Genomic DNA, 26,181 nt, shown 5'->3' on the forward strand with positions numbered 1-26,181 from the left:
AGTTTTGCCTCTCTTGAGGCAAACGGTATAGCATTGCCGCGAGGCGTGTGAACTGTCCGAAGCCACGACGGAAGTTTGATTTTGATCATGTCGTTACATCCGACCCGACGGACGCTTATCGCCGTCGTTGCCACTCTGGCGTTTGGTCTCGCATCCGCGACCGCTCAAGATGCGCGGCGGGCCTATGTTCCTGCTGCACCCGACTCGGTGCGCGCCGTTGCCGCCGAGCACGGCATGGTCGTCGCGCAGGAGAAGATATCCGCGCAGATCGGTGCCGATATCCTGCGGAGCGGTGGCAATGCGGTCGATGCCGCGGTTGCGACAGGATTTGCGATGGCCGTAACCTATCCGCGTGCCGGCAATATCGGCGGCGGCGGCTTCATGGTGATCCATTCCGCTGACCGCAATGAAGACATCACGATCGATTACCGCGAGACGGCGCCGGCGGCGACCACGCCGCAGATCTTCCTCGGCGCCGACGGCAAGCCCGACATTGCGAAGTCACGGGATTCCGCGCTCGGCATCGGCGTGCCCGGCACTGTCGCGGGCCTCGCTTTGGCTTTGGAAAAATACGGCTCGGGCCAGTTCACGCTGGCGCAGTTGCTCGCGCCTGCGATTGCGCTCGCCCGCGATGGCTTCATCGTCAGCGACGACATGGCCGACACCATGCCGGGATGGCACCGGCGGCTGGCACGCTGGCCGTCGTCGGCCAGGATCTTTTCGCGGCCCGATGGCACGCCGATCGGTGAAGGCGACATGCTGGTGCAGGGCGATCTCGCCGAAACACTGTCGGCTGTCGCCGCACGGGGGCCAAGCGGCTTCTACGAGGGGCCGGTCGCGGAAAAGCTCGCGAAAGCCGTGACGGACGCCGGCGGCATCATGACGCCGGCCGATCTGAAGTCCTATCAGGCTGTGATCCGCGCGCCGGTGCGCGGCACCTATCGCGGCTACGACGTCGTGTCGATGCCGCTGCCTTCATCGGGCGGCGTCGTGCTGGTGGAGACGCTCAACATCCTCGAGGGCTTCAAGCTTGCCGATTTGAAGCAGGGCTCGCCGACATCGTTGCATCTTCTGATCGAGGCGATGAAGCGCGCCTACGCGGACCGGGCGCGCTATCTCGGCGATCCCGCCTTCGTCAACGCGCCGATCGAGACGCTGATCGCCAAGGACTACGCGGCCAAGCTGCGCTCTGGCATCTCGATCGAACGCGCCACACCATCGAAGGAGCTCGTTTCCGCGGCCTCCTCGCCGCGCGAGGGCAGCAACACCACGCATTTCTCCGTCGTCGATTCCCGCGGCAACGCGGTCAGCAACACCTATACGCTGAACTTCAGCTACGGTGTCGGCCTCGTTGCCGACGGCACCGGCGTGCTGCTCAACAACGAGCTCGACGATTTCACCGCCGCCGTCGGCGCCTCCAATGCCTATGGTCTGGTCGGCTTCGAAGCCAATCTGCCCGGACCCGGCAAACGTCCGCTCTCGTCGATGTCGCCGACCATCGTGCTCAAGGACGGCAAGCCGGTACTTGTGACGGGCTCGCCCGGCGGCAGCCGCATCATCTCGACCGTGCTGCAGGTGATCGTGAACGTCCTTGACTACAGGATGGACGTTGCGGCCGCCGTTGCAGCGCCACGGCTGCATCATCAATGGCTGCCGGACGAAGTCCGTGTCGAGGGCGGGTTTCCAAGTCATGTTCTGGGCGAACTGAAGGCGATGGGCCACACGATCGTCGAGCCGATGGGGCAGACATCGGCCAACTCGATTGTCGTGACGCCCAACGGGCCGCTCGGCGCGCCCGATCCGCGCACGCGGGGCGCCGAAGCGGCGGGGCAGTAACCACGTCATTTGCATGGCACGGAAGCGCGGACCCGCTAGCTCTCGCTGCCACCCGTGCTACCAAAGCGCAGCCTGCAAGAAACTGCCGGGGAAACGCACATGACGCCAGCTGATCCGAACCAGCGCATCGAGCGCGCGGAGATCGAAGACACCAGCCTTCTTGCGTTCTATCGCGACATGAACCTGCCCGAGCGCCGGACGTTCTGGGCGTGCGCGGCGGGCTGGGCGCTCGACGGCATGGACTTCATGATCTATCCGCTGGTGATCGGCACCATCATCGCGCTGTGGAAGGTCGATGCGGCTTCGGCCGGCCTTGCCGGCACGGTGACGCTGCTGGCCTCCGCGATCGGCGGCTGGCTCGGCGGCTATCTTTCCGACCATATCGGGCGGGTGAGGACGCTCCAGATCACCATCATCTGGTTCTCGTTCTTCTCGCTGGTCTGTGCTGTCGTGCAGAATTTCGAACAGCTCCTGATCGCGCGTGCCGTGCTCGGCCTCGGCTTCGGCGGCGAATGGGCGGCGGGCGCGGTGCTGATGGGCGAGGCGATCAGGCCGCAATATCGCGGCCGCGCGGTCGGCTCGGTGCAGTCAGGCTGGGCGGTCGGCTGGGGCCTCGCGGTGCTGTCGCAGGCGATCCTGTTCTCGGTCTTGCCGCCGGAGACGGCATGGCGCTGGATGTTCGTGATCGGCGCGCTGCCGGCGCTGCTGGTGTTCTACATCCGCCGCTCCGTCACCGAGCCGGCGATCGCGGTCGAGGCTCGCGCCAGGCAGGCCGCGAGCGGCGATCGCCCGGCGATCTGGGAAATCTTCTCGGGCCCGATCCTGAAGACCACGATCCTGGCGTCGCTGATGGCGACGGGCTGCCAGGGCGGCTACTACGCCGTCACGTTCTGGGTGCCGCAATTCCTGACCAAGGAGCGGCATCTGTCGATCGTCGGCTCGACCGGGTACCTGTCGACGCTGATCATCGGCTCCTTCATCGGGTATCTCACCGGCGCATGGCTTGCCGACCGGATCGGGCGGCGCAATCTGTTCCTGATCTTCTCGATCGGCGCCATGGCGGTGGTGCTGCTCTATACGCAGCTGCCGCTCACCAACGAGATCCTCTGGCTGCTCGGCTTCCCGCTCGGCTTCTTCGCCTCGGGTTATTTCTCCGGCATCGGCGCGTTCCTGACCGAGCTCTATCCGACGCGGCTTCGCGGCTCCGGCCAGGGCTTTTGCTACAATTTCGGCCGAGGCATCGGCGCGCTGTTTCCGTTCCTCGTCGGCGCGCTGTCGGCGTCGACCTCGCTTGCGAATGCGATCGCGATCTTCGCGGTGGTAGCCTATGCGGTGTTCTTCATCGCCGCCTTTGCGCTGCCGGAAACGCGCGGGCGCGTGCTGCACGCGCATTGACAGGCGCAATCATGCGCATGTTCCCGGGCGGTGAGAAAGCTTACCGCCCCACCTGATACGGCCCGCCCTTTTCCAGCGCTCTCGCGTAAGCCGGGCGCGCGTGGATGCGATCGAGGAAAGCCATCGCCTTGGGATGGCCCTGCTCGAGCCCGCCGCGCGCTTGCGCCGCTTCGAGCGGGAAGCTCATCTGGATGTCGGCTGCGGTGAATTCGTTGCCGGCGAACCACTCGCTCTTGCCGAGCTCGCCCTCCCAATAATCCATGTGCTGCTTGAGCTGCGGATTGACCAGCGTGGTCAGCGCCTGGTTGGAGACCTTGCGCACCAGCGGACGAAGCAGCGCCGGCGCACGCTTCGGCATCAGCGTGAACAGCAGCTTGAGCAGCAGCGGCTGCATCGCGGACCCCTCGGCATAATGCAGCCAGTAAGTGAAGCGCAGCCGCTCCGGCGTGTTCGGCGGCGGAATCAGGCGGCCGTTGCCGTAGGTCCCGACGAGATATTCGATGATCGCGCCCGACTCGGCGATGGTGTTGCCGTTGTCGGTGATGACGGGCGACTTGCCGAGCGGATGGACGGCGCGCAGCTCCTTCGGCGCCCGCATATCCGGCTGGCGCTGATAGCGCACGATCTCGTAGGGCACGCCCAACTCTTCGAGCAGCCAAAGCACGCGCTGCGAGCGGGAATTGTTGAGGTGGTGAACGGTCAGCATCGGTGAGGTCCCCAGGGCAGGCGTGATGGCTAGGCGTGGTGGGTCGGTCGCGTACCTGCCAGCCCGGGGCGGCAATGTCGAGCCATTGGAGCGGATATTTTCATCCGGGTATATTGACGTCGACAATTTACCCGGGTATTAAATGGCCCAACGTTTGTTAAATGCGGCAATGATTCCAATGCAGAAGATTTTCACCGCCTTCCAGGGTCAGCGCCGCCTAGTGTCCGGGCCGGCAGGCGAAGTTGCGCTGGTCGTCAAGCGCGTGGCGCCGCGACCGAATGAGCCCATCATCATCTTCGAGGACGGCACGGGTCGATCGATCGATTTCGATCTGCGCGGCGGGGATCGCGAGGTGCTGGCACGGCTGGCCAGGCTCGTCCCACCCCCGGTCGAGGAGAGCACCCCGCCAAGCGAGCCGCGCGGGCGCGGACGACCGAAGCTCGGCGTGGTCGCGCGGGAGGTCACGCTGTTGCCGCGGCATTGGGAGTGGCTCGGCGCGCAACCGGGCGGCGCCTCGGTCGCGTTGCGCAAGCTCGTCGACGAGGCGAGGCGCGCGAGCGGCGACAAGGACCGCGAACGGCAGGCGCGCGATGCGGCCTATCACTTCATGTCGACCATGGCGGGCAACCTGCCCCAATTCGAGGAAGCCTCGCGCGCATTGTTTGCGGATGACCGGCGGCGCTTCACCGGCCTGATCGCGGATTGGCCGTCCGACATCCGCGACCACATCGTCAAGCTCGCCTACAGCGACCGCGCCTAAGGCGCTCTCACACAACCCCATCGACGGCCGGGCCGCGCCTTGCGCGGCAACGGCTCCGTGCGCCCTGATGAAAGGCCGATCCATGCCCACGCCCAAGCCGCTCTCAACGACATTCCTTGGCTTCCTCGCGCCCTTGATGCTGAGCAACGCGCTGCAATCGCTGTTCGGCACCGTCAGCAACGTCTATCTCGGCCAGATGATCGGCGTCGACGCGCTGGCGGCCGTGTCCGTGTTCTTTCCCGTGATGTTCTTTCTGTTCGCCTTCGTCATGGGGCTGAGCACCGGCGCGACCGTGTTGATCGGACAGGCCTTTGGCGCGGGCGAGCACGACAGGATCCGACGCGTCGCAGGTACGACGCTCGCGATCGGCCTTCTGCTCTCGATTTCGATCGCGCTGATCGGCGGGCTGTTCAGCCGTCAGCTGATGATGGCGCTCGCGACGCCCGCAGACATTCTCGACCAGGCCAGCGCCTACGCGCGGATCATGCTGCTCACCATGCCGCTCGGCTTCATCTTTCTGCTGATGACGGCGATGATCCGCGGCGTCGGCGACGCGCTGACGCCGCTGCTGGCGCTCGCGTTGTCGACCGCGATCGGCCTGATCCTCACGCCGATGTTGATCCGCGGGTCGTTCGGACTGCCGGCGGCCGGCATCACCAGCCCGGCATGGGCGGGCGCGATCTCGAACGCGCTCACCTTGATCGCGCTGGCGCTGTGTCTGCGGTGGAAGAAGCACGCGCTCGCTCCAGACGCGGCGCTGCTGCGTCACCTCAGGCTCGACGGCGCCATGCTCGGAAAGATCCTCGGCATCGGATTGCCGAGCGCCGTCGGCATGGTGGTGATGGCGATCGCAGAGCTGGTGCTGCTCGGACTCGTCAACGGCTATGGATCGGACGCTACGGCGGCCTACGGCGCCGTCAACCAGGTGATGGGCTACACGCAGTTCACGGCGATGTCGATTTCCATCGCCGTCTCGATCCTCGGCGCGCAGGCGGTCGGCAGCGGTGATCGAACCCGTTTCGACGGGATCGTGCGGACCGGGCTCGCCTTCAACCTGGTCCTGACCGGCGGCCTGGTGGCGCTGATCTATCTCGCGCCGCGCGCCATCCTCGGCATCTTCATCACCGACGGCGCCGTGCTCGATCTGGCGAAGGAGCTGCTCTTCATCGCCTTGTGGAGTTCGGTGCCGTTCGGCCTCGCCACGGTATTCTCGGGTGCCATGCGGGCGGCCGGCGTCGCGTTGACGCCGATGCTGCTTGCGATCTTCGCGATTGTCGCCATCGAGCTGCCGGCCGCTGTGATCCTGAGCCACGCGTTCGGCCTTCGAGGCATATGGGCTGCCTATCCCATCGTGTTCTGCGCCATGTTCGTTTTGCAGATGGGCTATTACTTCCTGGTCTGGCGCAAGCGCGGGGATCCGGCTCGTGCTCTGTTGGTCAAGGTATTATGACCATCATTAAACGGTGGACCTGTTGGACACGCTGCGTCACAATGCGGGGAAATTCAGATCAAAGATGTCAGATCAGGGAGATCGAATGACCCGTACAGCTCCGCAATTCCTGTTCGATTTCGGCAGCCCGAACGCCTATCTCAGCCACCTCGCGATTCCCGCGATCGAGCAGCGCATCGGCGTCAAGTTCGAATATGTCCCGATCCTGCTCGGCGGCATCTTCAAGTCGACCAACAACAAGTCGCCGGCCGAGACGTTGGCCGGCGTCAAGAACAAGCGTGAATTCCAGCAGGTCGAGACCGAGCGCTTCATTAGTCGCTTCAAGGTCCAGCCCTATGTCTGGAATCCCCACTTTCCCGTCAACACGCTGAACCTGATGCGCATGGCGATCGCCGCACAGCTCGAGGGCGTGTTCGAAAAATACGTCGAGGCCGCCTTCCACCACATGTGGCGCGAGCCGAAGAAGATGGACGATCCCGAGATCGCGGCGAAGGCCCTGGCGTCCTCCGGCCTCGACGCCCAGAAACTGTTCGCCCGGGCCCAGGAGCCGGAGGTGAAGGGCCGGCTGATCAAGAACACCGAGGAAGCGGTCGCCCGCGGCGCATTCGGCTCGCCGACCTTCTTCGTCGGCAACGAGATGTTCTTCGGCAAGGAGCAGCTGCGCGAGGTCGAGGAGATGGTGCGCGGGACTTAGCCGCTTATTCTCCGGCGACAGAATGTGATCGCGGTAGCATTCTGGATTGCTTCGCTTCGCTGGCAATGACGATTATAGATAGACCGCCAATAGCAAGAAGAGGGAAGATCCCATGCGTATCCTCGTGGTCGGCGCCGGCGCCATCGGCGGCTATTTCGGTGGCAGGCTGTTGCAGGCCGGCCGCGACGTTACGTTCCTGGTCCGGCCGCGCCGCGCCAGCGAGCTCGCAAGCGCGGGCCTCGTCATCAAGAGCCCGAATGGCGACGTGACGCTGCAGAATCCGCCGACGGTGCAGGCCGATGCGCTCAAGGACAAGTTCGACGTCGTGCTCTTGAGCTGCAAGGCGTTCGATCTCGACGATGCCATCAAGTCCTTTGCGCCGGCGGTCGGACCGAACACCGCGATCATCCCGATGCTGAACGGCATGAAGCACCTCGATGTGCTTGATGCCAAATTCGGCAAGGAACGCGTGCTCGGCGGCTTGTGCGCCATCGCGGCGACCCTGAACGAGAAGCGCGAGGTGGTACAGCTCCAGCCGATGCAGTCGCTGAACTATGGCGAGCGCGACGGCAAGCTGTCGGATCGTGTCAAGGCGATCGATGAGGCCTTCAAGAGCGGCATCAATGGCGCCACCGCCAGCCAGAACATCATGCAGGACATGTGGGAGAAGTGGGTGTTCCTGTCCTCACTCGCGGCCTCCACCAGCCTGATGCGAACCTCCGTCGGCAATATCCTCGCCGCTCCCGGCGGCCGGGATTTCCTGCTCGGCATGCTCGACGAGACCAGCGCGATCGCTACCGCGTCGGGCTATCCGCCGGGCGGGCCTTTCTTCGAGCGGGTGAAGGGCAACCTCACCACCGAGGGATCGCCGATGACGGCCTCGATGTTCCGCGACATCAAGGCCGGCCTGCCGGTCGAAGCCGATCACGTCATCGGCGACCTCATCGAGCGAGCCGACGCCGCCAAGGTGCCGGTGCCGAAGCTGCGCATCGCCTACACGCATTTGAAGGCGTATGAAAAGCAGCGGGCGGGATGACACAGGCCCTAGCCGCCTGTCCTGGACCAGCAAGGCGCTGATCCGGGACGACAGCGCAGCTTGCCTTCGCAGCTCGGCGCTATTTCAAATGCGCGAGATAGTGCGAGACCGCCGTGATCTCCTCGTCGCTCATGCGATAGGCGACATCGGCCATCGCGGCGACGCCGCCGCCGACGCGCAAGCCGGCTTTGTAGTCGTGCAGCGCCTTGACCAGATATTCCTCGCGCTGGCCCGCCAGACGCGCGACTCCCTTGGTGCCGGCGAAGCTGTCCGTATGGCATGAGCCGCAGCGGCGGCCGGCGGCAACCTGCGTGCCTTTCTTCGACAGGTCGGGATCCGCGTCCTCCGGTCCCTTCGGCGGCGTCAGCTGCGAGAAATAGGCGCCGAGGTTGCGGATGTCCTCGTTGGTGAGCTGCTCGACGATCGGCTGCATCTGCTCGTTCTTGCGCGAGCCGGCGCGGAAGAACACCAGCTGCCATTGCAGGAACTGATCGGGCTGCCCGGCCAGCGAGGGGATGTTCTCGGTCTGCGAGACGCCGTTCTCGCCGTGACAGCCGGCGCAGACCGAGGCTTTCTCCTTGATCGCGGAATTATCCGCGGCCTGGGCCGGGAGGAACAGCAGGGTCGCAGATAGAATTCCGAACCGAATGGCCCGCATGACTGACGTCTCTCCAGCTGTCATTGCCGGGCTTGACCCGGCAATCCATCCTCTTGCGAAAGGTTTTCGTATGATGGATGCCCGGAACAAGTCCGGGCATGACGAACCTGTTCCGTGGCGAGCACGCCGCATCAAGCAAAGAGGCTGCGACGGTCGCCCAATTGCAGCCTCTTCGTGACGTCGCGCTACTTCTTGCTGTAGCTGATGCGATAGATCGCGCCGGCCCAGTCGTCGGCCACGAGGATCGATCCGTCCTTGGCAAGGATGATGTCGTCGGGACGACCGAGATAGCCCTGGTCGCCCTCGATCCAGCCGGAGGCGAACACCTCCTGCTTGGCGTTCTTGCCGTCGGGTCCGACGATCACGCGCATGATGCGGCCGCCCTGGTACTTGTGGCGATTCCAGGAGCCGTGCTCGGCGATAAAGATGTTGTTCTTGTACTCGGCGGGGAACTGGTCGCCAGTATAGAACTTCATGCCGAGCGGAGCGACGTGCGCGCCGAGGTTCAGCACCGGCGGCGTGAACTCGGAGCATTTGTGGCCCATCGCAAACTTGTCGTCGGGCAGATTGCCCTGGTGGCAATAGGGGTAGCCGAAGTGCTCGCCCATCTTGTTGATCATGTTCAGCTTGTCGCTGGGCAGATCATCGCTGATCCAGTCGCGGGCATTCTCGGTGAACCAGTACTTGCCGGTGCGCGGATCGACGTCGCCGCCGACCGAGTTGCGGACGCCGAGCGCGTAGATCTCGGCGTTGCCGGTCTTGGGATCGACGCGCCGGATCTGCGAGACGCTGGTCGGGGGAATGCCGATATTGAAGGGCGGTCCGAACGGAATGTAGAACCATCCTTCCTTGTCGACCGCGATGTACTTCCAGCCATGCGCGGCGTAGGACGGCATGTCGTCGTAGACGACCTTGCCCTCACCGGGATTGTCGAGCTTGTTTTCGATGTCGTCGTAGCGGATCAGCTTGTCGACGGCGATGACATAGAGCGCCCCGTCCTTGACCGCCAGACCCGTGGGCATGTTCAGCCCCTTGAGGATGGTCTTGACCTCCTTCTTCCCGCCATTGTCCTTGATGGCATAGACGTTGCCGAGGCCGAACGAACCTACGAACAGCGTGCCCTTGTCACCCCAGGCCATCTGTCGCGCGGCCAGCACGCCGGAGGCATAGACTTCCATCTTGAAGCCCGGCGGCAGCTTGACCTTCTTGATGATGTTGGCGAGCTCGGCATCGGAAGCGCCGGTCGGCGGACCCGACGGCGGCGCGAGGCCCTTCTGCGCCTCGGTCTCGTCGCCCAGGAACCAGTCATCGGGCGGATGGGTCCAGAATTCCTTGGTGCCGGATTCGTATTTCTTCAGCGGCTTGCTTTTGTCCTGCGCGTGACCAGCGCTGGTCCCCGCAAGAAGGGCCACGGCCGCAAGCGCCAACACGGATCGATGGAACATCGATGTCATCGCGTCACTCCCCTAAGGCAGCCGTCTGGGCTGCGATTATTTTGTTTTGCTCGTCGAGATGCGAAGTTCGTGATCTGCCGAAAGGCAGACGCAAAAGGCTAGCACATCTGCGAGCGCTGAGAAGACGTCGCTTGTGCTGCAATCGCGCTCATTAAAAATTGAGACTGAATGCCAATGAGGGCAAACAGAGTGACGACCGCGACCTCGCTGCAACGCGGAATCAAGACGGCCGAAAGGTCGCAAAAGCAAAAAACGCGAAAACAACCCCATGCACAGTAGAACGACTTGATCCAGCCTGGCCCGGTTTTGCCCGCGGTGAAACAGAACAGGCGCTTGATGCATCGAGCGAAATGACGAAGGTGGCGCTTAGAAGGCGACGGGATAGGGGCCGTCGCCGAACAGCCGGTCATGATAGCCCTTCGAGCCGACCTCACGTGCCAGCGGACTGCGAAAATCGCGGTCCGCGCGCAAGCTGTCCAGCACATGGGCGAAGTCGAATTCCGGCCGCCAGCCCAATTCGCGCCGCGCGCGGTCGTTGACATAGACGCGGTCGATTTCTGGAAACAAGTTCCATCCCCGTGCCGCGAAGAGCTGCGCGCAATCCGGATAGAGCGCGCGCACGACACCAGCCGCATCGCGCGCGAGCGCAGCGAGATGACGCGGCTCGAACGGGCTGGTGGCGGAGACGATGTAGCGGGCGAAGCCGATCTTCGGGGCGCGTTCGACGGCAAGCAGGTGAGCGCTCACGGCGTCCGCGATGTCGAGCCGGCGATAGAGCAGCTCGTTGGCCTGCGCGTTCTCCAGCGTGTAAGCCGAGCGCATCGCGGGATCATCATCGTCTTCCGGAAAGAAGCGTGAGGTCCGCAAGACAACGACCGGCAGACCGCGCTCGCGATAGAACAGCTCGCACAGGGTCTCCGCCATCAGTTTCGTGGTGCCGTAGATGTTCTTCGGCACCGGCAGCAGATCCTCGGTGACCCACACGGCGGCCTGGCCCGCCTCGGGGCGGAGCTGCGAGCCGAACGCGCTGGTGGTGCTGGTGAAGACGAAGCTCCTCACGCCGGCGCTCGCCGCCGCCTCGAGCAGATTGAGCGTACCGGTGACATTGGTGTCGACGAAGTCTTGCTTGGAGTGGGTCGCCACGTGCGGCTTGTGCAGGGTCGCGGTGTGGATCACGGCGGTGACGCCGCCGATCTGCTCGCGCACGAAGTCGGGGTCGATGATGGAGCCGACGGCGTCGGTGAAGCGCGATGGCTTCAGCTCGATCCCGCGCGCAGAAGCGCCGCGCCCGCGAATCGTTCTTAAGACGGCCTCTCCGAGATGGCCTGCGCTACCCGTCACCAGAACTGTCATGACGGACCCAAATCAGCCGCCAGCGACGTGGCGAACCACGTTTTTGTCCAGGCCGGCTGGATGCTTGGGAGAAATTTGGAGCGGGCGAAGGGGCTCGAACCCTCGACCCCGACCTTGGCAAGGTCGTGCTCTACCACTGAGCTACACCCGCATCCTGTGTCGGTCGCGTGACGCGCCGGCAACGGCTGTCGTATGCCAAAAGCGCGAGGGGAATGCAACAGCTACCGGCGGCATAGATGCGGTTCTTGGGGCCGATAGGCAGCCTGAATGCGGCCAAATGGCCCGAAAGTGCCCCGGAACCGGCGAATCGGCTGCGATGGATTGAAATTCGGCCGTCCCGGCCCAATCTAGGAGCCGACAGCGCAGCACAGGAAGCGGCGGCATGCTAATGAGCCGCCAATCCAGATATCAGACGAGGGGATGCCGTGACGATCATCGACCAGGGTAACGGAGCCGCAAACCCGGCTGCGGCCGATCTGATCAAGGACACCACCACCCAGACCTTCGTGAAGGATGTCATCGAGGAATCGAAGCGCCAGCCGGTGCTGATCGACTTCTGGGCGGAGTGGTGCGGCCCCTGCAAGCAGCTCACTCCCGTCCTCGAAAAGGCGGTCAAGGCGGCCAAGGGCAAGGTCAAGCTGGTCAAGATGAACATCGACCAGCACCCGGCTATCCCGGGCCAGATGGGCATCCAGTCGATCCCGGCCGTGATCGCCTTCGTCAACGGCCAGCCGGCCGACGGCTTCATGGGCGCGGTGCCCGAGAGCCAGCTCAACGCCTTCATCGAGAAGCTGACCAAGGGTGTGACCGCGCCGGGCGAGCCCAATATCGCCGAGATCCTGCAGGAGGCCGAAGCCGTCCTCGCCGAGGGTGATGCGGCGGCGGCAGCGCAGATCTACGCCGAAGTGCTCCAGCACGATTCCACCAACATCGCGGCGCTTGCCGGCTTGGCGAAGTGCTATACCGTCTCCGGAGCGATGGAGCAGGCCAAGCAGACGCTGGCCATGGTGCCGGAATCCAAGCGCAACGATCCCGCGGTGAAAGCCGTGCAGACCGCGATCGATCTCGCCGAGCAGGCGCAGTCGCTCGGACCGGTCGCCGAGCTGGAACAGAAAGTCGCCGCAAACCCGCTCGATCATCAGGCCCGATTCGACCTGGCGACCGCGCTGAACGCGCAAGGCAATCGTGCGGCCGCGACCGAGCAGTTGCTCGCGATCATCAAGCGCGACCGCAAATGGAACGACGACGGCGCCCGCAAGCAGCTGGTGCAGTTTTTCGAGGCCTGGGGCGGCACGGATGATGCAACGGTCGAGGGACGCAAGCGTTTGTCGACGATCCTGTTTTCGTAAGGGCTTTTTCGAGCATGATCCGTTCGAAAAGCTGCTGCACACTTTTCCGGATCATGCGCTAGCAAGTCCAAGGGGGAACCGGGCAGATGCCGATCAACGTCGAATATCGCGGGCCCGCCGACCTCCCGGAGATCATTCCGGTGTTTCCGCTGCCCGGCGCGCTGCTGCTGCCCCGCGGCCAGATGCCGCTCAACATCTTCGAGCCGCGCTACCTGTCGATGGTCGACGATTCCTTCCGCGACGGCCATCGCCTGATCGGCATGATCCAGCCGGATGTCGCGCACTCGCCGAAGAATTCCGACAAGCCGACGCTGTTCCGCGTCGGCTGCGTCGGCCGCATCACGCAGCTCGCCGAATCCGGCGATGGCCGCTACATCCTCGAGCTCACCGGTGTCTCACGCTTCAAGGTGGTCGAGGAGCTCGAGGTGCTCACAGCCTACCGGCAGTGCAAGGTGGACTTCTTCACTTTCGCCAATGACTTCACCGCGCGGATGGGTGAGGACGAGGTTGACCGCGAAGCGCTGCTGGCCGTGCTGGCGGACTTCCTGAAGGCCAACAATCTCAAGGTCGACTGGGAAGGCGTCGAAAGCGCGCCCAACGAAGCGCTGGTCAACGCGCTGGCGATGATGTCGCCGTATGGTCCCGCGGAGAAGCAGGCCATGCTGGAAGCGATGGACCTGAAGACCCGCGCCGAGATCCTGATCGCAGTGACCGAGATGGACCTCGCCAAGAAGCGCACCAGCGGCGATCCGCCCTTGCAGTGAGGGATTTCCCAGCGTCGTGATGCCCGGGCATGACGACGAGCAGCTTCGCGTCGCCTCTCAACCCGACAAATGTCCTCGGATGCGCTTGCGCCCGGTGATCATCGCGCGGACCAGACTTTCGCGCTGGAGCAGCCCCATCAGCAGCACGCCGAGCACGTGCAGCACGACCAGGACGATGACGGCGTCGGATGAATAATGGTGGGTGTCCTCCACCCACCAGACGCCGAAGAAGGTCGTGGTCACCGACATCGCGCCCGTGATCGCCGAGACGGCGAGCGCCAGCATCAAGGCCACCAGCATCAACGTGCCCGCGGGATTGAGTCCGATATAGCGGCCGGTCATGCCGCGGCGCAGATTCCAGAGATAGCCTGGCGCCGCGCGGAGCCTGACCCTGATCATGCGGAAGCGCGAATAGCGGCTCCCCCAGAAGCCCCAGACGATGCGAAAGGCGAGAAGCCCCAGCACCGCATAGCCGACGATGCGGTGAAGCCGGTCGTAGACGGGGGGCGTGAACCACGCGGCCAGAACGCAGGCCACGAGAGCCCAGTGCCAGAGGCGCAGCGGGAGGTCCCAGACTGCGACCGTCCGCGGAGCGATTCGATCCGCAGGGGTCCCGCCGGACACCCCGCGCGCTTGTGGCATCGCTTCTTCAATCAAGCAAAGACCATCCTCGAGCTCTGCCTTGCGCAGTTCATGTCTGCGCAGCCCAGCCCACGACTTGCGTCAAGCCTTACTTCAAGCCTTACTTGGCGATCGTGTGCTTCAGGCTGAGATCCTCGGGGCTGTAGAACAGCTCGTACAGCTTGCCTTCCTTGACGCCGTAGACCTCGTAGCACGAGCCTTCGATCTTGGAGCGCCGCACCTCGTAGCCGAGCGCCTTGGCCTTGGCTTCGGCCTCGCTGGCCGGCTTCCACGACGCCTTGTCGAGCTTGGTGCAATCCTTGAACCCGTCGGCCATGGCTGCCGACCCCATGCCCAGTCCAACCGTCAATGCAATGGCAACAACACGAATGATCTTCACGAACCTCTCCTCTCTGTCGTGCGCGCTACGCGAGCCGCGAGCTACACCGAAGGAAGCAAAGGAGGGGTTGAAGTCAATCCGGTTTGGGCATGAGCCGTTTAGATAAGTTCTAACGGCGGCCAAAAGCTGAGTGCTCTCGGTGCGCGACACACCGCTGCGGCCTTACGCCTCACAGACGGTGCGTGTTGCTAGTAGCCGGCCACTGCCATCGCGACGACGGCGCTGAGCGCCATCCAGCCGAAGTGCCGGCCGCGTGTCGCCCACGCGTTGGCAAGCGCGGAGAAGCCGAACACGCAGGCCATGGTGATGACGACCCAATGGCGCGCCGCCTCCGATCCCATCCAGGGCACCGCGATGAGGAGCACGCCGCCGCCGATCCAGGCCACGGTGGAGGCCTGCCAGACCAGACGGATCAAGGTGCGAAGCCGTGCAGGCTCGATTGTCGCGCGGGCGAACACCTTGGCCTCGCCGAGATAGCCGTGGATGAGGGCCACGACGATCGTCAGCACGCCCGCGCACTGGAGCAAGAGATCACGCATCGTCGGGCCTCCCGAACGCTCGTCCATACATCTGTGTATGGTGACATAGGCGCTGGCCTGCGGCCTGTCAATACACTAGTGTATGGCTAGCCTCCGGGAATTCGACATGACCGAACAGCTCTCCGCCGACGACTGGATCAGGCAAGGTCTCAAGGCCCTCGCCAAAAGCGGTTTCACCGCGCTCAAGGCCGATCCGTTGGCAAGATCCATGGGCGTGTCGCGCGGCAGCTTCTATTGGCATTTCGCCGATCTCGGCGCGTTCCAGGCGGCCGTGCTGAAGCGCTGGCGCGAGATCGCGGCCGAGCAGATCATCGCCGATGTCGAAGCCGCCGGCGAAGAACCGCTCAAGGCGCTGCTGCGGAGGTCGTTCGGCGCCCGGCTCGAGCTCGAACGCGCGGTCCGCAATTGGGCGGCCTTCGATGCGGCCGCGCAAGGGGCTGTGCGCGCGATCGACCGCCGCCGGCTCGATTACATCGAAGGGCTGCTGGAAAAACGCGGGCTCAGCCCGACAGCCGCGCAGGCGCGGGCGCAGATCCTATATTGGACATTTCTCGGCTTCGCGCTGTCAGGCGCGCCAGTGTCGGCAGCACGGCTGCAGGCCCTGCTCGACGAGGTCTTGACGATGGTCTCGGCTTAGATGCTGTTTTGACGTTTTCCTTACGCGAAAACGCTTTGGCAGCCGCGATGGGCGGGCGCGGATTTCTGTGCTAGAGGCAACCGATTGCCGGAGACTCCCATGAACGCCCCCACCGAACGTCCCGAAGCCAGCGTCGATCCCAAATTGCTGGAGATTCTCGTTTGCCCGCTGACCAAGGGCCCGCTGGAGTTCGATTCCGCGAAGCAGGAGCTGATCTCGCGCAGCGCCAAGCTGGCTTATCCGATCCGCGACGGGATCCCGATCATGCTGCCGGAAGAAGCGCGCAAGATCGATTGATTCTGCTCGCGCTTGAGGCGCGCTTCTCCGGGACGACGTCCGGAGTTGAGAGTGGCGACATCTTCCTAAAGCGCCTCGCCCTTCAACAATCTTGGCACCTCGCCCGTGAGGCCGGCGGCCTGGCGGATGAAGAGGTTCTTCAGCGGCGGGGCGCGGTCAACGAGGCCGAGGCCGATGTCGCGAACGGTGCGCAGCAGCGTCGACTGGTTGGAGAACAGGAAGTTCAGCGAGTTGGTGGCAACGCCCATCGCCATGGTGTCGAAGCGGCGCCAGCGCTGGTAGCGCTCGAGCACGTCGGCGGCGCCGATATCCATGCCGAGCCGCGCGGCATCGACCACGACTTCGGCCAGCGCGGCGACATCCTTCAGCCCCATGTTGAGACCCTGACCCGCAATGGGGTGGATGACATGGGCGGCATCGCCGACCAGCGCGAGGCGCGTGGCGATGAAGGAGCGCGCGACGAAATAGGACAACGGAAACGCGCGCGGCTTGTCGAGCGCCTTGACCTCGCCGAGATGCAGCCCGAAACGCTGCTCGAGCTCGGCGTGAAATTCTTCGTCGCCGAGCGCGATGATGCGCGCGGCCTCGGCTCGGCGCTCGGTCCACACCAGCGATGAGCGCTTGCCCGAGAGCGGCAGGATCGCGAACGGGCCTGCCGGCAGAAAATGCTCTTCGGCGCGGCCCTCGTGATCGCGCTCGTGGCCGACGGTCACGACGATGCCGGACTGGTCATACTCCCAGCCGTGGGTGGCGATGCCGGCGCGCTCGCGCAGTCTCGAGCGCGCGCCATCGGCGGCGACCAGAAGACTTGCCGCGACGACACTGCCGTCACCGAGCGTCACGTCGATGCCCTCAGGACGCGCGTCGTAGGACGCCACGGTGGTGGCACGGAGGTCGACGCCCTCGGCTTCCGCACGCGCCACCAGCGCGTCGATCAGCCGGCGATTCTCGACCATGTGCGCGAATGGCTCGCCCGGTGCGACATCGCCGGCGAAGTTCAGGAAGACCGGACGGGTCGCATCCTCCAGCTTGGAATCGGTGACGACCATGTCGAGGATCGGCTGCGCCTCGCCCTTGACGTCGTCCCAGGCGCCGATCGCCTCGAACAGGCGACGGCAGGCGGCCACGATCGCGGTGGCGCGAGGGTCGCGGCTCGGCCGGGTGGCGAGCGCGGGATCGGCGACGATGACGGGAATCTCGGGCCCGAGCCCCTGTCGCAGCGCCAGGGCCAGCGCAAGCCCTGCAAACGCGCCGCCACCAATAACAATGCTACCCTGTACCGACATGCCCAAATTCCCGGTCAAATCCTGGTCTTGCTAGCAGACTTGAGGTGGGCGAAACAGTGCGGTGAAACAAGGGCGGAACGGCCCCATTGTGTCATTCCGGAGCATCGGCCCCGGAACGACGGCGAGAAAGCTCACTCCATGTCCAAAAGCCTGATCGACCTGATTTCGATCCTCGACCTCGAGCAGCTCGAGGTGAACCTGTTCCGGGGCAACAGCCCGAAGACCAGCTGGCAGCGGGTGTTCGGCGGCCAGGTGATCGGGCAGGCGATGGTCGCGGCCTGCCGGACGGTCGAGGGCCGGCTGCCGCATTCGCTGCACTGCTATTTCATCCTGCCGGGCGATCCGCAGATCCCGATCATCTACCAGGTCGAACGCCTGCGCGACGGCAAGAGCTATTCGACCCGCCGCGTCACCGCGATCCAGCACGGCAACGCGATCTTCTCGATCATGGTCTCGTTCCACGCCGAGGAGGAAAGTGCGTTCGACCATCAGGACAAGATGCCCGACGTCCCGCCGCCGGAGAAACTCACGGCGGAGGAGGTGGCGAAGCAGCCGATGTTCAAGGAAATGCCGGAGTTCATCCGCCGTTACTATGAGTCCGATCGCCCGATCGAACTGCGTCCGGTCGAGCTCGGCCGTTATTTCGGCCAGAAGATCGACGACGGCCGCATCCATGTCTGGATCAAGACCGCCGCGACACTGCCCGACGATCCGGCGCTGCACATGTGTGCGCTCGCCTACGCCTCGGACTTTTCGCTGCTCGACGCGATCATGGCGCGCTATGGCCGCACGCTGTTCGACAAGCGCATGATGCCGGCCAGCCTCGATCACGCGATGTGGTTTCACCGGCCGTTCCGCGCCGACGAATGGCTGCTCTACGCCCAGGATTCGCCGAGCGCGCGCGGCGGCCGCGGCCTGACCCGCGGCTCGATCTTCAAGCCGGACGGGACGCTGGTCGCCTCTGTGGCGCAGGAAGGCTCCGTGCGCGAGCGGAAGTCCTAGCCCGCTGCTTCCGTGCGTTCGACGAGTTCGAACTGCGCCGTGGTCCACGTGAAGTACCAGCGCAGCAGCCACGGAATCGGAATGATCAGAAGGCAGCCGAAACTGAATGCGAGGGTTCGCCACAGCAGTTGAAGGCCGGTGGCGACGAAGATCATCTCGCGCCGCGTTCCCACGATGTTTTGGCAAATCCAGCGCAGCCATGCGGCCATGACCCAGGCCCAGCCGATGATCGTAAACATGGCGAGAAACGTCAGAAGCTGCCAGCCGATGAAGGCCCACGGGCTGCCGTTGAACGTCATCGGAATTGACTGACCATTAGAGCTGAGATTGGCGACCACCCAGCGCATCACCATCCAGGACAGGAAAGCCTGGAGCGGAATCGCCACAAGCTGAAGCAGGTCGTGGATGAGACCCGCATAGCCCGCCAGCGCCATCGCAACGAAGACGTACCAGATATCGCCGACCTGCCCGGTGAAGCCGATGTTCGGCCGCTGCGGAACGTGCACGCGAGGGAAGAGCCAACGGTAGTACCCGGTGGCGGTCCATGGAGCCGGCACCACGACGGCGTTGCCGATCACCAGCAGGATGCACCATCCAAGGAACGACCACAGCGGCAGGTCGACCGACAGCCGGCCTTCGCTGTCGCCGCTCGAAGCCACCGCAGGCGACGCGCCGGGGATGAGACCGGGGACCGCGCCGGCCTTCTGCCAGCCTGCCATCCCTTCGCTCCAGACCAGCGTATCTGATCGCACGATTCCCCGCGCGATCAGATCGCGGAACTGCGCCTCCGGAAACGGACCCTTCTGCTGGCCCTCGGATGCGTGAAACCAGAGTCGATTCGACATCTCGCCTGCTCGCTACCGAACGCCAGCAGCCGTCACATGGCCGCCTGCGACCCGCGCGGCGCGAGAACGGTCTCCGATGCGAACCAGTTCATGATCCAGCGATACACCCACGGAATCGGGATGATGAGGCTGCACAGGATCGCGGCGACGATGCCGCGCCAGAGGATGCCGAGACCACTGCCCTTGAAGACGATCTCGCGCCGCGTGCCCTCGATGCTGCTGCAGAACCAGCGCATCTGGGCTGCAGCGACCCAGGCCCAGCCGACGATGGTGATGATGGAAATTGCGAACAGCAGATTCCAGCCGACATAGGCCCAGATCGAACCGGTGAAGCTCAGGCCCAACGGCTGCTCGTTGGATGCGAGGTTCGCAACCATCCATTTGACCAGAAGCCAATAGAGCACGAGCTGGACGATGAACAACAGATTGCTCAGCAATTGGCTGCCGATGAAGCCGATCGCGATCGCCAGAACGATGAAGCCGAAAAACCAGGGCACCACCGCCATCGCGTTGCCGGTGAAGCTGAGATTCGGCCGTCCCGGGACCTTTACGCAGGACACGATCCATTTCGTGTACCAGACGAACAGCCACGGCACCGGGATCACGAAGCACGAACCGATCAGCAGCACGAGCGTGCGCCAGGTGAACTCGAGGATGCCGAAATCAACCGCGAGCGATCCGGCGACTCCGCCTCCGCCGCCGGCATAGCCACCGGATCCCATCATCGTCGGGCCGCCCGCCGGGATCATCGGCGGCGCGCCGCCACCTCCGAGCAGGCCGGGGATTTCGGCGGCCTTCTGCCAGCCGGCCATGCCCTCGGACCAGACCAGCGTATCCGGTCGCACGACGCCCTGGGCGACGAGATCGCGGAATTGCCCTTCCGGAAAGGGCCCCTGTTGCTTGCCCTCGGATGCGTAGAACCAACTCGCCATGAAGCGCCCCCTCAAAATACTTATGTGCCGCCTGGCAGGCGCGGGTTCACGCATCCATGCCAAAAATGCATTGTGAAGGATGAACACTTGCCCTGTACAGAGGCGGCCGTTCACACGCCCAGACGTTTTTCCGCTTCAATCTGCAAGTTTTTTGTGCCATCTGCCCGGAAAGATGCCAGATTGACGCAGCGCCGGGGACATGCGGCGCGGCGCATTCCCGGGGGATACAGGCCTGACCATGAAGCTCGTCGTCGCAATCATCAAACCCTTCAAGCTCGATGAGGTCCGCCAGGCCCTGACGGCGATCGGCGTTCACGGCATGACCGTGACCGAGGTGAAAGGCTATGGCCGCCAGAAGGGCCATACCGAAATCTATCGCGGCGCGGAATATGTCGTGAACTTCCTGCCGAAGCTTCGCATCGAGATCGCGGTCGCCTCCGACATTGCCGACAAGGCTGTCGGCGTGATCACGGCATCGGCGCGCACCGGGCAGATCGGCGATGGCAAGATCTTCGTAACGCCGATCGACCATGCACTGCGCATCCGCACCGGCGAAACCGACAGCGACGCGCTCTAACACGATTTCCTTATCTTCGATCGCACCGGGCAACGACGCCACGATGTGCGACGCCAAATTGATGCCGGGGGGAACGACATGGCGGGATATTTGCGCCGCGCAGCTGCTTTTGCTGCGCCGATCGGACTTGTGTCGATCACAGCTTCGCCGGCGCGCGCCGCGGTTTCCGAGATCAACACCGCCGATACCGCCTGGATGATCGTCGCTACCGCGCTCGTGCTGATGATGACCATCCCGGGACTGGCGCTGTTCTATTCCGGCATGGTGCGCAAGAAGAACGTGCTCGCGACCATGGCGCAAAGCCTCGCCGCGGTGATGATCATCTCCATCCTCTGGGTCGCGTTCGGCTATTCGCTGTGCTTCGTCGGCGACGGCCCGTGGATCGGCACGCTCGACCGCTGGTTTCTCGCCGGCATGACCATGGACAGCGTCAATCCGGCCGCGAAGACCATCCCGGAAGCGCTGTTCATGCTGTACCAGATGACGTTCGCCATCATCACGGTGGCGCTGGTCGCAGGCTCGGTCGCCGACCGGATGCGGTTCTCGGCCTATCTCCTGTTCTCCGTCGCCTGGTTCATCTTCGTCTACATTCCGCTGGCGCATTGGGTGTGGGGCGGCGGCTTCCTCAGCAGCATGGGTGTGCTGGATTTCGCAGGCGGCCTCGTGGTGCATCTGTCGGCCGGCACTGGCGGCCTCGTTGCGGCCAAGGTGATGGGGCGCCGTCACGGCTACGGCAGCGAAAACCTGTCGCCGTTCGATCTCTCGCTCGCGGTGATGGGCACCGGCCTGTTGTGGGTCGGCTGGTTCGGCTTCAACGGCGGCTCGGCGGGCGCGGCCAATTCGCGCGCGGTGATGGCGATCATTGCGACGCATCTGGCGGCCTGCTCCGGCGCATTGACCTGGGGCGCGATCGAATGGTCGACGCGGCGCAAGCCCTCCGTGCTCGGCATGATCTCCGGCGCGGTGGCAGGCCTCGGCACCATCACGCCGGCCTCCGGATTCGTGGCGCCCTGGCATGGCATCGTCATCGGCATCGTCGCCGGTTCGGTTTGCTATTGGGCCTGCACCTGGCTGAAGCACCGCTTCGACTATGACGATTCGCTCGACGTGTTCGGCGTCCATGGCATCGGCGGCCTGACCGGAACCCTGCTTGCCGGCGTATTCGCAACCAGCGCCATCGGCGGCACCGCCGGCCTGCTGGAGGGCCACCCGCAACAGCTGCTGATCCAGTTCTACGGCGTCGCCGTCACCTTCGTCTGGTCGGCTGGCGTGAGCTTCATCCTGCTGAAGCTGGTCGGCCTGTTCGTGCCCCTGCGCGTATCCCGTGAGCAAGAGCTGGAGGGGCTCGACATTTCGCAGCACGGCGAGGCACTGCAATAAGCGCCACCGCTACTTTATTACCTCTCAGCTGCTCGACCCATGTGCAGTATTGTGTCAGCAGCCTGTCATGCTCGCATTTTGAGCAGGCGTGACCACGTTTTGAGCGCGACGGAATAGCGCACCGCACCGCAATACGCGCCCACCGCGAAAACACCCGTTTTCATAGTCCGTTAGGCACCAGGCCCGATCTGGCACGGCATTTGATTCTAAGGGTCTTGGCTGTGCCCGCGTAGTGAACTTTCTCCCTCGTGGCGAACCAGTCGAGAAACGCCCGGCCACGTCCGGACCGGGCCCAAGCGGGGATAGGACCCATGAAAATTGTTATGGCGATTATCAAGCCATTCAAGCTGGAAGAAGTCCGTGACGCCCTGACCGCCATCGGCGTTCACGGTCTCACGGTGACGGAAGTCAAGGGATATGGCCGCCAGAAGGGCCATACGGAAATCTATCGCGGCGCCGAATATGCCGTGAGCTTCCTGCCCAAGATCAAGATCGAGGTCGCTGTCGCCTCCGACCAGGTCGACAAGACCATCGACGCCATCACGTCCGCCGCAAAAACCGGACAGATCGGCGACGGCAAGATCTTCGTCATCAACCTCGACCACGCGGTGCGTATCCGCACCGGCGAGGCCGATGCCGCGGCCCTTTGATTTCGCGCTCAACCATTATCCAATCAGGAGTGAATAATATGACGTTCAAGCGTCCCTATGGCGCGGGATTGGCGGCTCTCGCAGTCGGCCTGTTCGCTGCGACCGCAGCCTACGCCGAGCCAACGGTCAACAAGGGAGACAACGCCTGGATGCTGACATCGACAGTGCTGGTGCTGTTGATGACGATCCCCGGCCTCGCGCTGTTCTACGGCGGTCTCGTTCGTTCCAAGAACATGCTCTCCGTCCTGATGCAGGTGTTCTACACCGTCTGCGTCGTCACCGTGATCTGGGCCGTGTACGGCTACAGCCTCACCTTCACCGGCGGTTCCGACTTCATCGGCGGCTTCTCAAAGGCCTTCATGATGGGCGTTACCACCGACTCGAAGGCCGCGACCTTCTCGGTCGACGCCAACATCTCGGAGCTCATCTACATGTGCTTCCAGATGACCTTCGCGGCGATCACGCCCGCCCTCATCGTCGGCGCCTTCGCCGAGCGCATGAAGTTCTCGGCGATCGCTCTGTTCATCCCGCTCTGGGTCACGCTGATCTACTTCCCGATCGCGCACATGGTCTGGTACTGGCAGGGTCCGGACCTCCTCCAGGATGCGGCCAAGGCGCTCGCTGCTGCCACTGACGCTGCGGCGAAGACCGCGGCCCAGGCCAAGCTCGACGAGCTCAACGCCGACGCCGGCTGGATCTTCAAGAAGGGTGCGATCGACTTCGCTGGCGGCACCGTGGTGCACATCAACGCCGGCATCGCAGGCCTCATCGGCGCTCTCCTGATCGGCAAGCGCGTCGGTTACGGCAAGGAGCTGATGGCTCCGCACTCGCTGACCATGTCGATGATCGGCGCCTCGCTGCTCTGGGTCGGCTGGTTCGGCTTCAACGCCGGCTCCAACCTGGAAGCCAATGGCGGCGCTGCGCTCGCCATGACCAACTCCTTCGTCGCCACCGCAGCCGCCGCGCTGTCGTGGATGTTCGCGGAGTGGATCATCAAGGGCCATCCGTCGGTGCTCGGCGTCATCTCCGGCGCTGTCGCGGGCCTCGTGGCCGTCACCCCTGCCGCCGGCTTCTCCGGCGTGATGGGCGCGATCGTCCTCGGCCTGATCGTCGGCGTGGTCTGCCTGTTCTTCTGCACCGTCGTGAAGAACGCGCTGGGCTACGATGACAGTCTCGACGTGTTCGGCGTGCACTGCGTCGGCGGCATCGTCGGTGCCCTCGGCACCGGCATTCTCGTCAACCCCGCCCTCGGCGGCGCCGGCGTCATCGACTATACCGCGATCCCGCCGAAGGTCGCGGACTACGACTTCGCAGCGCAGATGATGTCCCAGATCTGGGGCGTCGGCACCACGCTGGTGTGGTCGGGCATCGGTTCGGCGATCCTCTACAAGGTCGTCGACGTGATCGTTGGTCTGCGCACCAATGTCGAGAGCGAGCGTGAAGGTCTCGACATCACCGAGCACACCGAGCGCGCCTACAACATGTAAGTCTCCTCCCGGGCATGGTCTCCTCGGAGACCATGTCCACAACTACGGTTCGGGCACATACCCGGCAATGCCCTGACCGTTGAGGGGCTCCAGCGCAAGTTGGAGCCCCTTTCTTTTTGGCAGGGTTGTTTTTGAGCTCGCGGCGAAGAAAAGGATTGCCATTCCGTACCGGCAGCGCAGAAATATCGACCACAAGAAGCAACTATCGGGAGGTCGTCATGCGTTTGGAAGGCGGATGCTATTGCGGCGAAGTGCGCTACGTCGCCGAAGGTGACCCGATGATGCAGGCGCAGTGTCATTGCCGCGAGTGCCAGTACATCTCGGGCGGCGCGCCCAACACCTTCATCGCGATGCCGGCAGCCGGCTTCAGCTACATCCTCGGACAGCCCAAGCAGTTCACGCGCAAGGACCTCGAACGCGCGGTCACGCGCGAATTCTGCGCCGAATGCGGCACGCATCTGGTGACCAAGGTTCCGGGCCTGCCCGCAGCGGTCCTCAAGGTCGGCACGCTGGACGAGCCGGAATTGTTCAAGCCGCAGATGGCGATCTACACCTGCGACATGCAGGAATTTCATGCGATCCCGGCGGGGATGGCGACGTTCGAGAAACTGCCGGGGCGTTGAAATCAAATCGAGCCAGGGGAAGGCGCGCTTCGCTCCCGCAATGCCGGCGGGAAGGTGAAGACCACCCATGCATCCTGTTGGCATCCGTCCCCATTATTCCTGCTCTGGACGGAGGCGGCAGCCGATGGTTAATCGCGTCTTAACCTCGCCCTATCTATGGTGAACTGAACCGCTTCCCGCCGGGGCCTTCGCGCGACCGGCTGTTCCACGAGTGCTGGCGCCCAGAATGGTCATGACCGCTTCAAACCTTGCGCCACAGGCCAGTGGAAGCTCCAACAACGAACGCTCGCCCTTCGTCCGGCTGAACGAGCTGCTGGCGCCGCATCAACCCGGCAAGCCCCTGATTTCGCTCGCGGTCGGCGAGCCCCAGCATCCCGTGCCCGATTTCGTCGGCCCGGTGCTGGCCAAGCACATCGCCGATTTCGGCCGCTACCCGATGAACCAGGGCACCGAGCCCTTCCGCCAGGCCGCGAGCGCCTGGCTGTCGTCCCGCTTCAGGTTGCCGCGAGCGCTCGACCCCAGGAGCGAAATTCTCGTCCTCAATGGCAGCCGGGAAGGGCTGTTTCTCGCCGCGATTGCGGCCGCGCGTTATGTCGGCCCGCGTCCGGGCAAGCCGGCCATCCTGATGCCGAATCCATTCTACCCGGTCTATGGCGCAGGTGCCGGCGCCGCGGCCTGCGAACCGGTCTATCTGCCGACCACGGTCGACAACGGCTTCCTGCCCGATCTCGACGCCATCGACGAGGCGACGCTGGCCCGCACGGTGGCGTTCTATCTGGCCTCGCCGGCCAATCCGCAGGGCTCGGTCGCCTCGCGCGACTACTTCAAGCGCCTGAAGGGCCTCGCCGACCGCTACGGCTTCATGATCCTCAGCGACGAGTGCTATTCGGAGATCTATACCCGCGAAGCGCCCGGCAGCGCGCTGGAATGCGCCGGCCCCGATTTCACCCGCGTGGCCGCATTCCAGTCGCTGTCGAAGCGCTCGAACCTTCCGGGCCTGCGCGTCGGCTTTGCCGCCGGCGACAAGACGTTCATCGGCATGTTCCTGGAGCTGCGCAACATCGCCGCGCCGCAGGTGCCGGTGCCGCTGCAGCACGTCGCGACCTTTGCTTACGGCGACGAAGCGCATGTCGAGGAGAACCGCAGGCTCTACCGGATCAAGTTCGATCTCGCCGACCAGATCATCGGCAACCGTTACGGCTACCGCCGGCCCGACGCCGGCTTCTGCGTCTGGCTCAACACGTCCGAGATCGGCGACGACGTGTCGGTGTGTCTGAAATTGTTCAAGGAAGCAGGCGTGCGCGTGGTGCCCGGCAGTTTTCTGGCGCGGCAACAGCCCGATGGCTTCAATCCCGGCGCAGGCTACATTCGCCTGGCGCTGGTGCAGGATGGCGAGACCACGGCGCAGGCGCTGCACCGGTTGGTCGAGACTCTGGGTTAGGCGGGGCCC

27 protein-coding genes and 1 tRNA gene are annotated in these 26,181 nt (G+C 64.2%); 17 read left to right on the top strand and 11 right to left on the bottom strand.

Annotated features, from left to right (window positions below; genetic code table 11):
* Positions 1-87: 87 nt before the first annotated feature.
* Together ggt and JQ580_RS09285 are read left to right on the top strand one after the other, a co-directional pair.
* Entirely contained in the window at positions 88-1,836 is a 1,749-nt protein-coding gene (ggt, locus tag JQ580_RS09280; protein ID WP_212279550.1) for a gamma-glutamyltransferase, read from the top strand.
* A gap of 99 nt (positions 1,837-1,935) precedes the next feature.
* The gene (locus JQ580_RS09285) at positions 1,936-3,231 is read left to right on the top strand and encodes an MFS transporter (RefSeq protein ID WP_212279552.1); all 1,296 of its coding nucleotides are present in this window, start codon (positions 1,936-1,938) and stop codon (positions 3,229-3,231) included.
* 40 nt (positions 3,232-3,271) lie between these two features.
* Here JQ580_RS09285 and JQ580_RS09290 read toward each other — a convergent pair whose 3' ends face one another.
* A complete protein-coding gene (locus tag JQ580_RS09290; protein ID WP_212279554.1) occupies positions 3,272-3,937 on the bottom strand; it encodes a glutathione S-transferase family protein in 666 nt (221 codons plus the stop codon).
* Between the two features lie 178 nt (positions 3,938-4,115).
* Here JQ580_RS09290 and JQ580_RS09295 point away from each other — a divergent pair, with 178 nt between their 5' ends.
* From JQ580_RS09295 to panE, 4 genes are all read left to right on the top strand, one after another.
* The gene (locus JQ580_RS09295) at positions 4,116-4,697 is read left to right on the top strand and encodes a DUF2239 family protein (RefSeq protein ID WP_212279556.1); all 582 of its coding nucleotides are present in this window, start codon (positions 4,116-4,118) and stop codon (positions 4,695-4,697) included.
* An 82-nt stretch (positions 4,698-4,779) separates the two neighbouring features.
* Positions 4,780-6,147, top strand: a complete 1,368-nt coding sequence (locus JQ580_RS09300) for an MATE family efflux transporter (protein ID WP_249134069.1) — start codon at positions 4,780-4,782, stop codon at positions 6,145-6,147.
* An 85-nt stretch (positions 6,148-6,232) separates the two neighbouring features.
* Positions 6,233-6,841, top strand: coding sequence for a 2-hydroxychromene-2-carboxylate isomerase (locus tag JQ580_RS09305; RefSeq protein WP_212279560.1), 609 nt, complete (start codon positions 6,233-6,235; stop codon positions 6,839-6,841).
* A gap of 112 nt (positions 6,842-6,953) precedes the next feature.
* A complete protein-coding gene (panE, locus tag JQ580_RS09310; protein WP_212279562.1) occupies positions 6,954-7,877 on the top strand; it encodes a 2-dehydropantoate 2-reductase in 924 nt (307 codons plus the stop codon).
* Positions 7,878-7,956: 79 nt separating this feature from the next.
* Here the strand turns inward: panE and JQ580_RS09315 are convergent, their stop codons facing one another.
* The 4 genes from JQ580_RS09315 to JQ580_RS09330 form a co-directional block, all read right to left on the bottom strand.
* Positions 7,957-8,535 (bottom strand): c-type cytochrome, encoded by a 579-nt coding sequence (locus tag JQ580_RS09315; RefSeq protein ID WP_212279564.1) that lies wholly within the window; start codon positions 8,533-8,535, stop codon positions 7,957-7,959.
* A 185-nt stretch (positions 8,536-8,720) separates the two neighbouring features.
* Positions 8,721-9,989: a PQQ-dependent sugar dehydrogenase gene (locus JQ580_RS09320; protein ID WP_106947252.1), complete on the bottom strand. Its 1,269-nt coding sequence runs from the start codon at positions 9,987-9,989 to the stop codon at positions 8,721-8,723.
* A 366-nt stretch (positions 9,990-10,355) separates the two neighbouring features.
* Positions 10,356-11,342, bottom strand: a complete 987-nt coding sequence (locus tag JQ580_RS09325; RefSeq protein WP_212279566.1) for an NAD-dependent epimerase/dehydratase family protein — start codon at positions 11,340-11,342, stop codon at positions 10,356-10,358.
* A gap of 76 nt (positions 11,343-11,418) precedes the next feature.
* Positions 11,419-11,493 (bottom strand) — tRNA-Gly (locus tag JQ580_RS09330).
* A gap of 274 nt (positions 11,494-11,767) precedes the next feature.
* On the opposite strand from JQ580_RS09330, the gene trxA reads away from it, so the two are divergent.
* Both trxA and JQ580_RS09340 read left to right on the top strand, forming a co-directional pair.
* On the top strand, positions 11,768-12,691 hold the full coding sequence (gene trxA, locus JQ580_RS09335) for a thioredoxin (RefSeq protein WP_212279568.1): 924 nt from the start codon (positions 11,768-11,770) through the stop codon (positions 12,689-12,691).
* Positions 12,692-12,777: 86 nt separating this feature from the next.
* Positions 12,778-13,455: an LON peptidase substrate-binding domain-containing protein gene (locus tag JQ580_RS09340; protein ID WP_212279570.1), complete on the top strand. Its 678-nt coding sequence runs from the start codon at positions 12,778-12,780 to the stop codon at positions 13,453-13,455.
* 57 nt (positions 13,456-13,512) lie between these two features.
* On the opposite strand, the gene JQ580_RS09345 is transcribed toward JQ580_RS09340, so the two are convergent.
* From JQ580_RS09345 to JQ580_RS09355, 3 genes are all read right to left on the bottom strand, one after another.
* On the bottom strand, positions 13,513-14,097 hold the full coding sequence (locus JQ580_RS09345) for a cytochrome b/b6 domain-containing protein (protein ID WP_249134070.1): 585 nt from the start codon (positions 14,095-14,097) through the stop codon (positions 13,513-13,515).
* A 100-nt stretch (positions 14,098-14,197) separates the two neighbouring features.
* Positions 14,198-14,476 carry a PepSY domain-containing protein gene (locus JQ580_RS09350; RefSeq protein WP_212279574.1) on the bottom strand — a complete coding sequence of 93 codons (279 nt, stop codon included), beginning with the start codon at positions 14,474-14,476 and terminating at the stop codon, positions 14,198-14,200.
* Positions 14,477-14,664: 188 nt separating this feature from the next.
* Complete coding sequence (locus tag JQ580_RS09355) at positions 14,665-15,015, bottom strand: hypothetical protein (protein ID WP_212279576.1); 351 nt, start codon at positions 15,013-15,015, stop codon at positions 14,665-14,667.
* A gap of 106 nt (positions 15,016-15,121) precedes the next feature.
* Here JQ580_RS09355 and JQ580_RS09360 point away from each other — a divergent pair, with 106 nt between their 5' ends.
* Together JQ580_RS09360 and JQ580_RS09365 are read left to right on the top strand one after the other, a co-directional pair.
* Positions 15,122-15,652, top strand: coding sequence for a TetR/AcrR family transcriptional regulator (locus tag JQ580_RS09360; RefSeq protein WP_212279578.1), 531 nt, complete (start codon positions 15,122-15,124; stop codon positions 15,650-15,652).
* 99 nt (positions 15,653-15,751) lie between these two features.
* On the top strand, positions 15,752-15,949 hold the full coding sequence (locus JQ580_RS09365) for a Trm112 family protein (protein WP_007598651.1): 198 nt from the start codon (positions 15,752-15,754) through the stop codon (positions 15,947-15,949).
* A 65-nt stretch (positions 15,950-16,014) separates the two neighbouring features.
* On the opposite strand, the gene JQ580_RS09370 is transcribed toward JQ580_RS09365, so the two are convergent.
* Positions 16,015-17,235 carry a ubiquinone biosynthesis hydroxylase gene (locus JQ580_RS09370; protein ID WP_212279580.1) on the bottom strand — a complete coding sequence of 407 codons (1,221 nt, stop codon included), beginning with the start codon at positions 17,233-17,235 and terminating at the stop codon, positions 16,015-16,017.
* A 138-nt stretch (positions 17,236-17,373) separates the two neighbouring features.
* Between JQ580_RS09370 and tesB the strand changes: the two genes are divergently transcribed.
* Positions 17,374-18,237, top strand: coding sequence for an acyl-CoA thioesterase II (gene tesB / locus JQ580_RS09375; RefSeq protein WP_212279582.1), 864 nt, complete (start codon positions 17,374-17,376; stop codon positions 18,235-18,237).
* Here the strand turns inward: tesB and JQ580_RS09380 are convergent.
* The gene (locus JQ580_RS09380; RefSeq protein ID WP_212279584.1) at positions 18,234-19,082 is read right to left on the bottom strand and encodes a DUF4339 domain-containing protein; all 849 of its coding nucleotides are present in this window, start codon (positions 19,080-19,082) and stop codon (positions 18,234-18,236) included. The two genes, tesB and JQ580_RS09380, sit on opposite strands and share 4 nt — an antisense overlap.
* Before the next feature lie 32 nt (positions 19,083-19,114).
* Positions 19,115-20,014, bottom strand: coding sequence for a DUF4339 domain-containing protein (locus JQ580_RS09385; protein WP_212279585.1), 900 nt, complete (start codon positions 20,012-20,014; stop codon positions 19,115-19,117).
* 238 nt (positions 20,015-20,252) lie between these two features.
* Here JQ580_RS09385 and JQ580_RS09390 point away from each other — a divergent pair, with 238 nt between their 5' ends.
* From JQ580_RS09390 to JQ580_RS09415, 6 genes are all read left to right on the top strand, one after another.
* Positions 20,253-20,591: a P-II family nitrogen regulator gene (locus JQ580_RS09390; RefSeq protein ID WP_027535359.1), complete on the top strand. Its 339-nt coding sequence runs from the start codon at positions 20,253-20,255 to the stop codon at positions 20,589-20,591.
* 78 nt (positions 20,592-20,669) lie between these two features.
* The gene (locus JQ580_RS09395; protein ID WP_212279586.1) at positions 20,670-21,971 is read left to right on the top strand and encodes an ammonium transporter; all 1,302 of its coding nucleotides are present in this window, start codon (positions 20,670-20,672) and stop codon (positions 21,969-21,971) included.
* 311 nt (positions 21,972-22,282) lie between these two features.
* Positions 22,283-22,621, top strand: a complete 339-nt coding sequence (locus tag JQ580_RS09400; protein WP_008142813.1) for a P-II family nitrogen regulator — start codon at positions 22,283-22,285, stop codon at positions 22,619-22,621.
* Positions 22,622-22,659: 38 nt separating this feature from the next.
* Complete coding sequence (locus JQ580_RS09405) at positions 22,660-24,108, top strand: ammonium transporter (protein ID WP_212279588.1); 1,449 nt, start codon at positions 22,660-22,662, stop codon at positions 24,106-24,108.
* Between the two features lie 218 nt (positions 24,109-24,326).
* Entirely contained in the window at positions 24,327-24,731 is a 405-nt protein-coding gene (locus tag JQ580_RS09410) for a GFA family protein (protein WP_212279590.1), read from the top strand.
* 226 nt (positions 24,732-24,957) lie between these two features.
* Entirely contained in the window at positions 24,958-26,172 is a 1,215-nt protein-coding gene (locus JQ580_RS09415; RefSeq protein WP_212279592.1) for an aminotransferase class I/II-fold pyridoxal phosphate-dependent enzyme, read from the top strand.
* The last annotated feature ends 9 nt before the right edge of the window (positions 26,173-26,181 follow it).

The sequence above is a fragment of the Bradyrhizobium sp. SZCCT0148 genome (genome assembly GCF_018129985.1).
GTDB classification, from domain to species: domain Bacteria; phylum Pseudomonadota; class Alphaproteobacteria; order Rhizobiales; family Xanthobacteraceae; genus Bradyrhizobium; species Bradyrhizobium japonicum_H.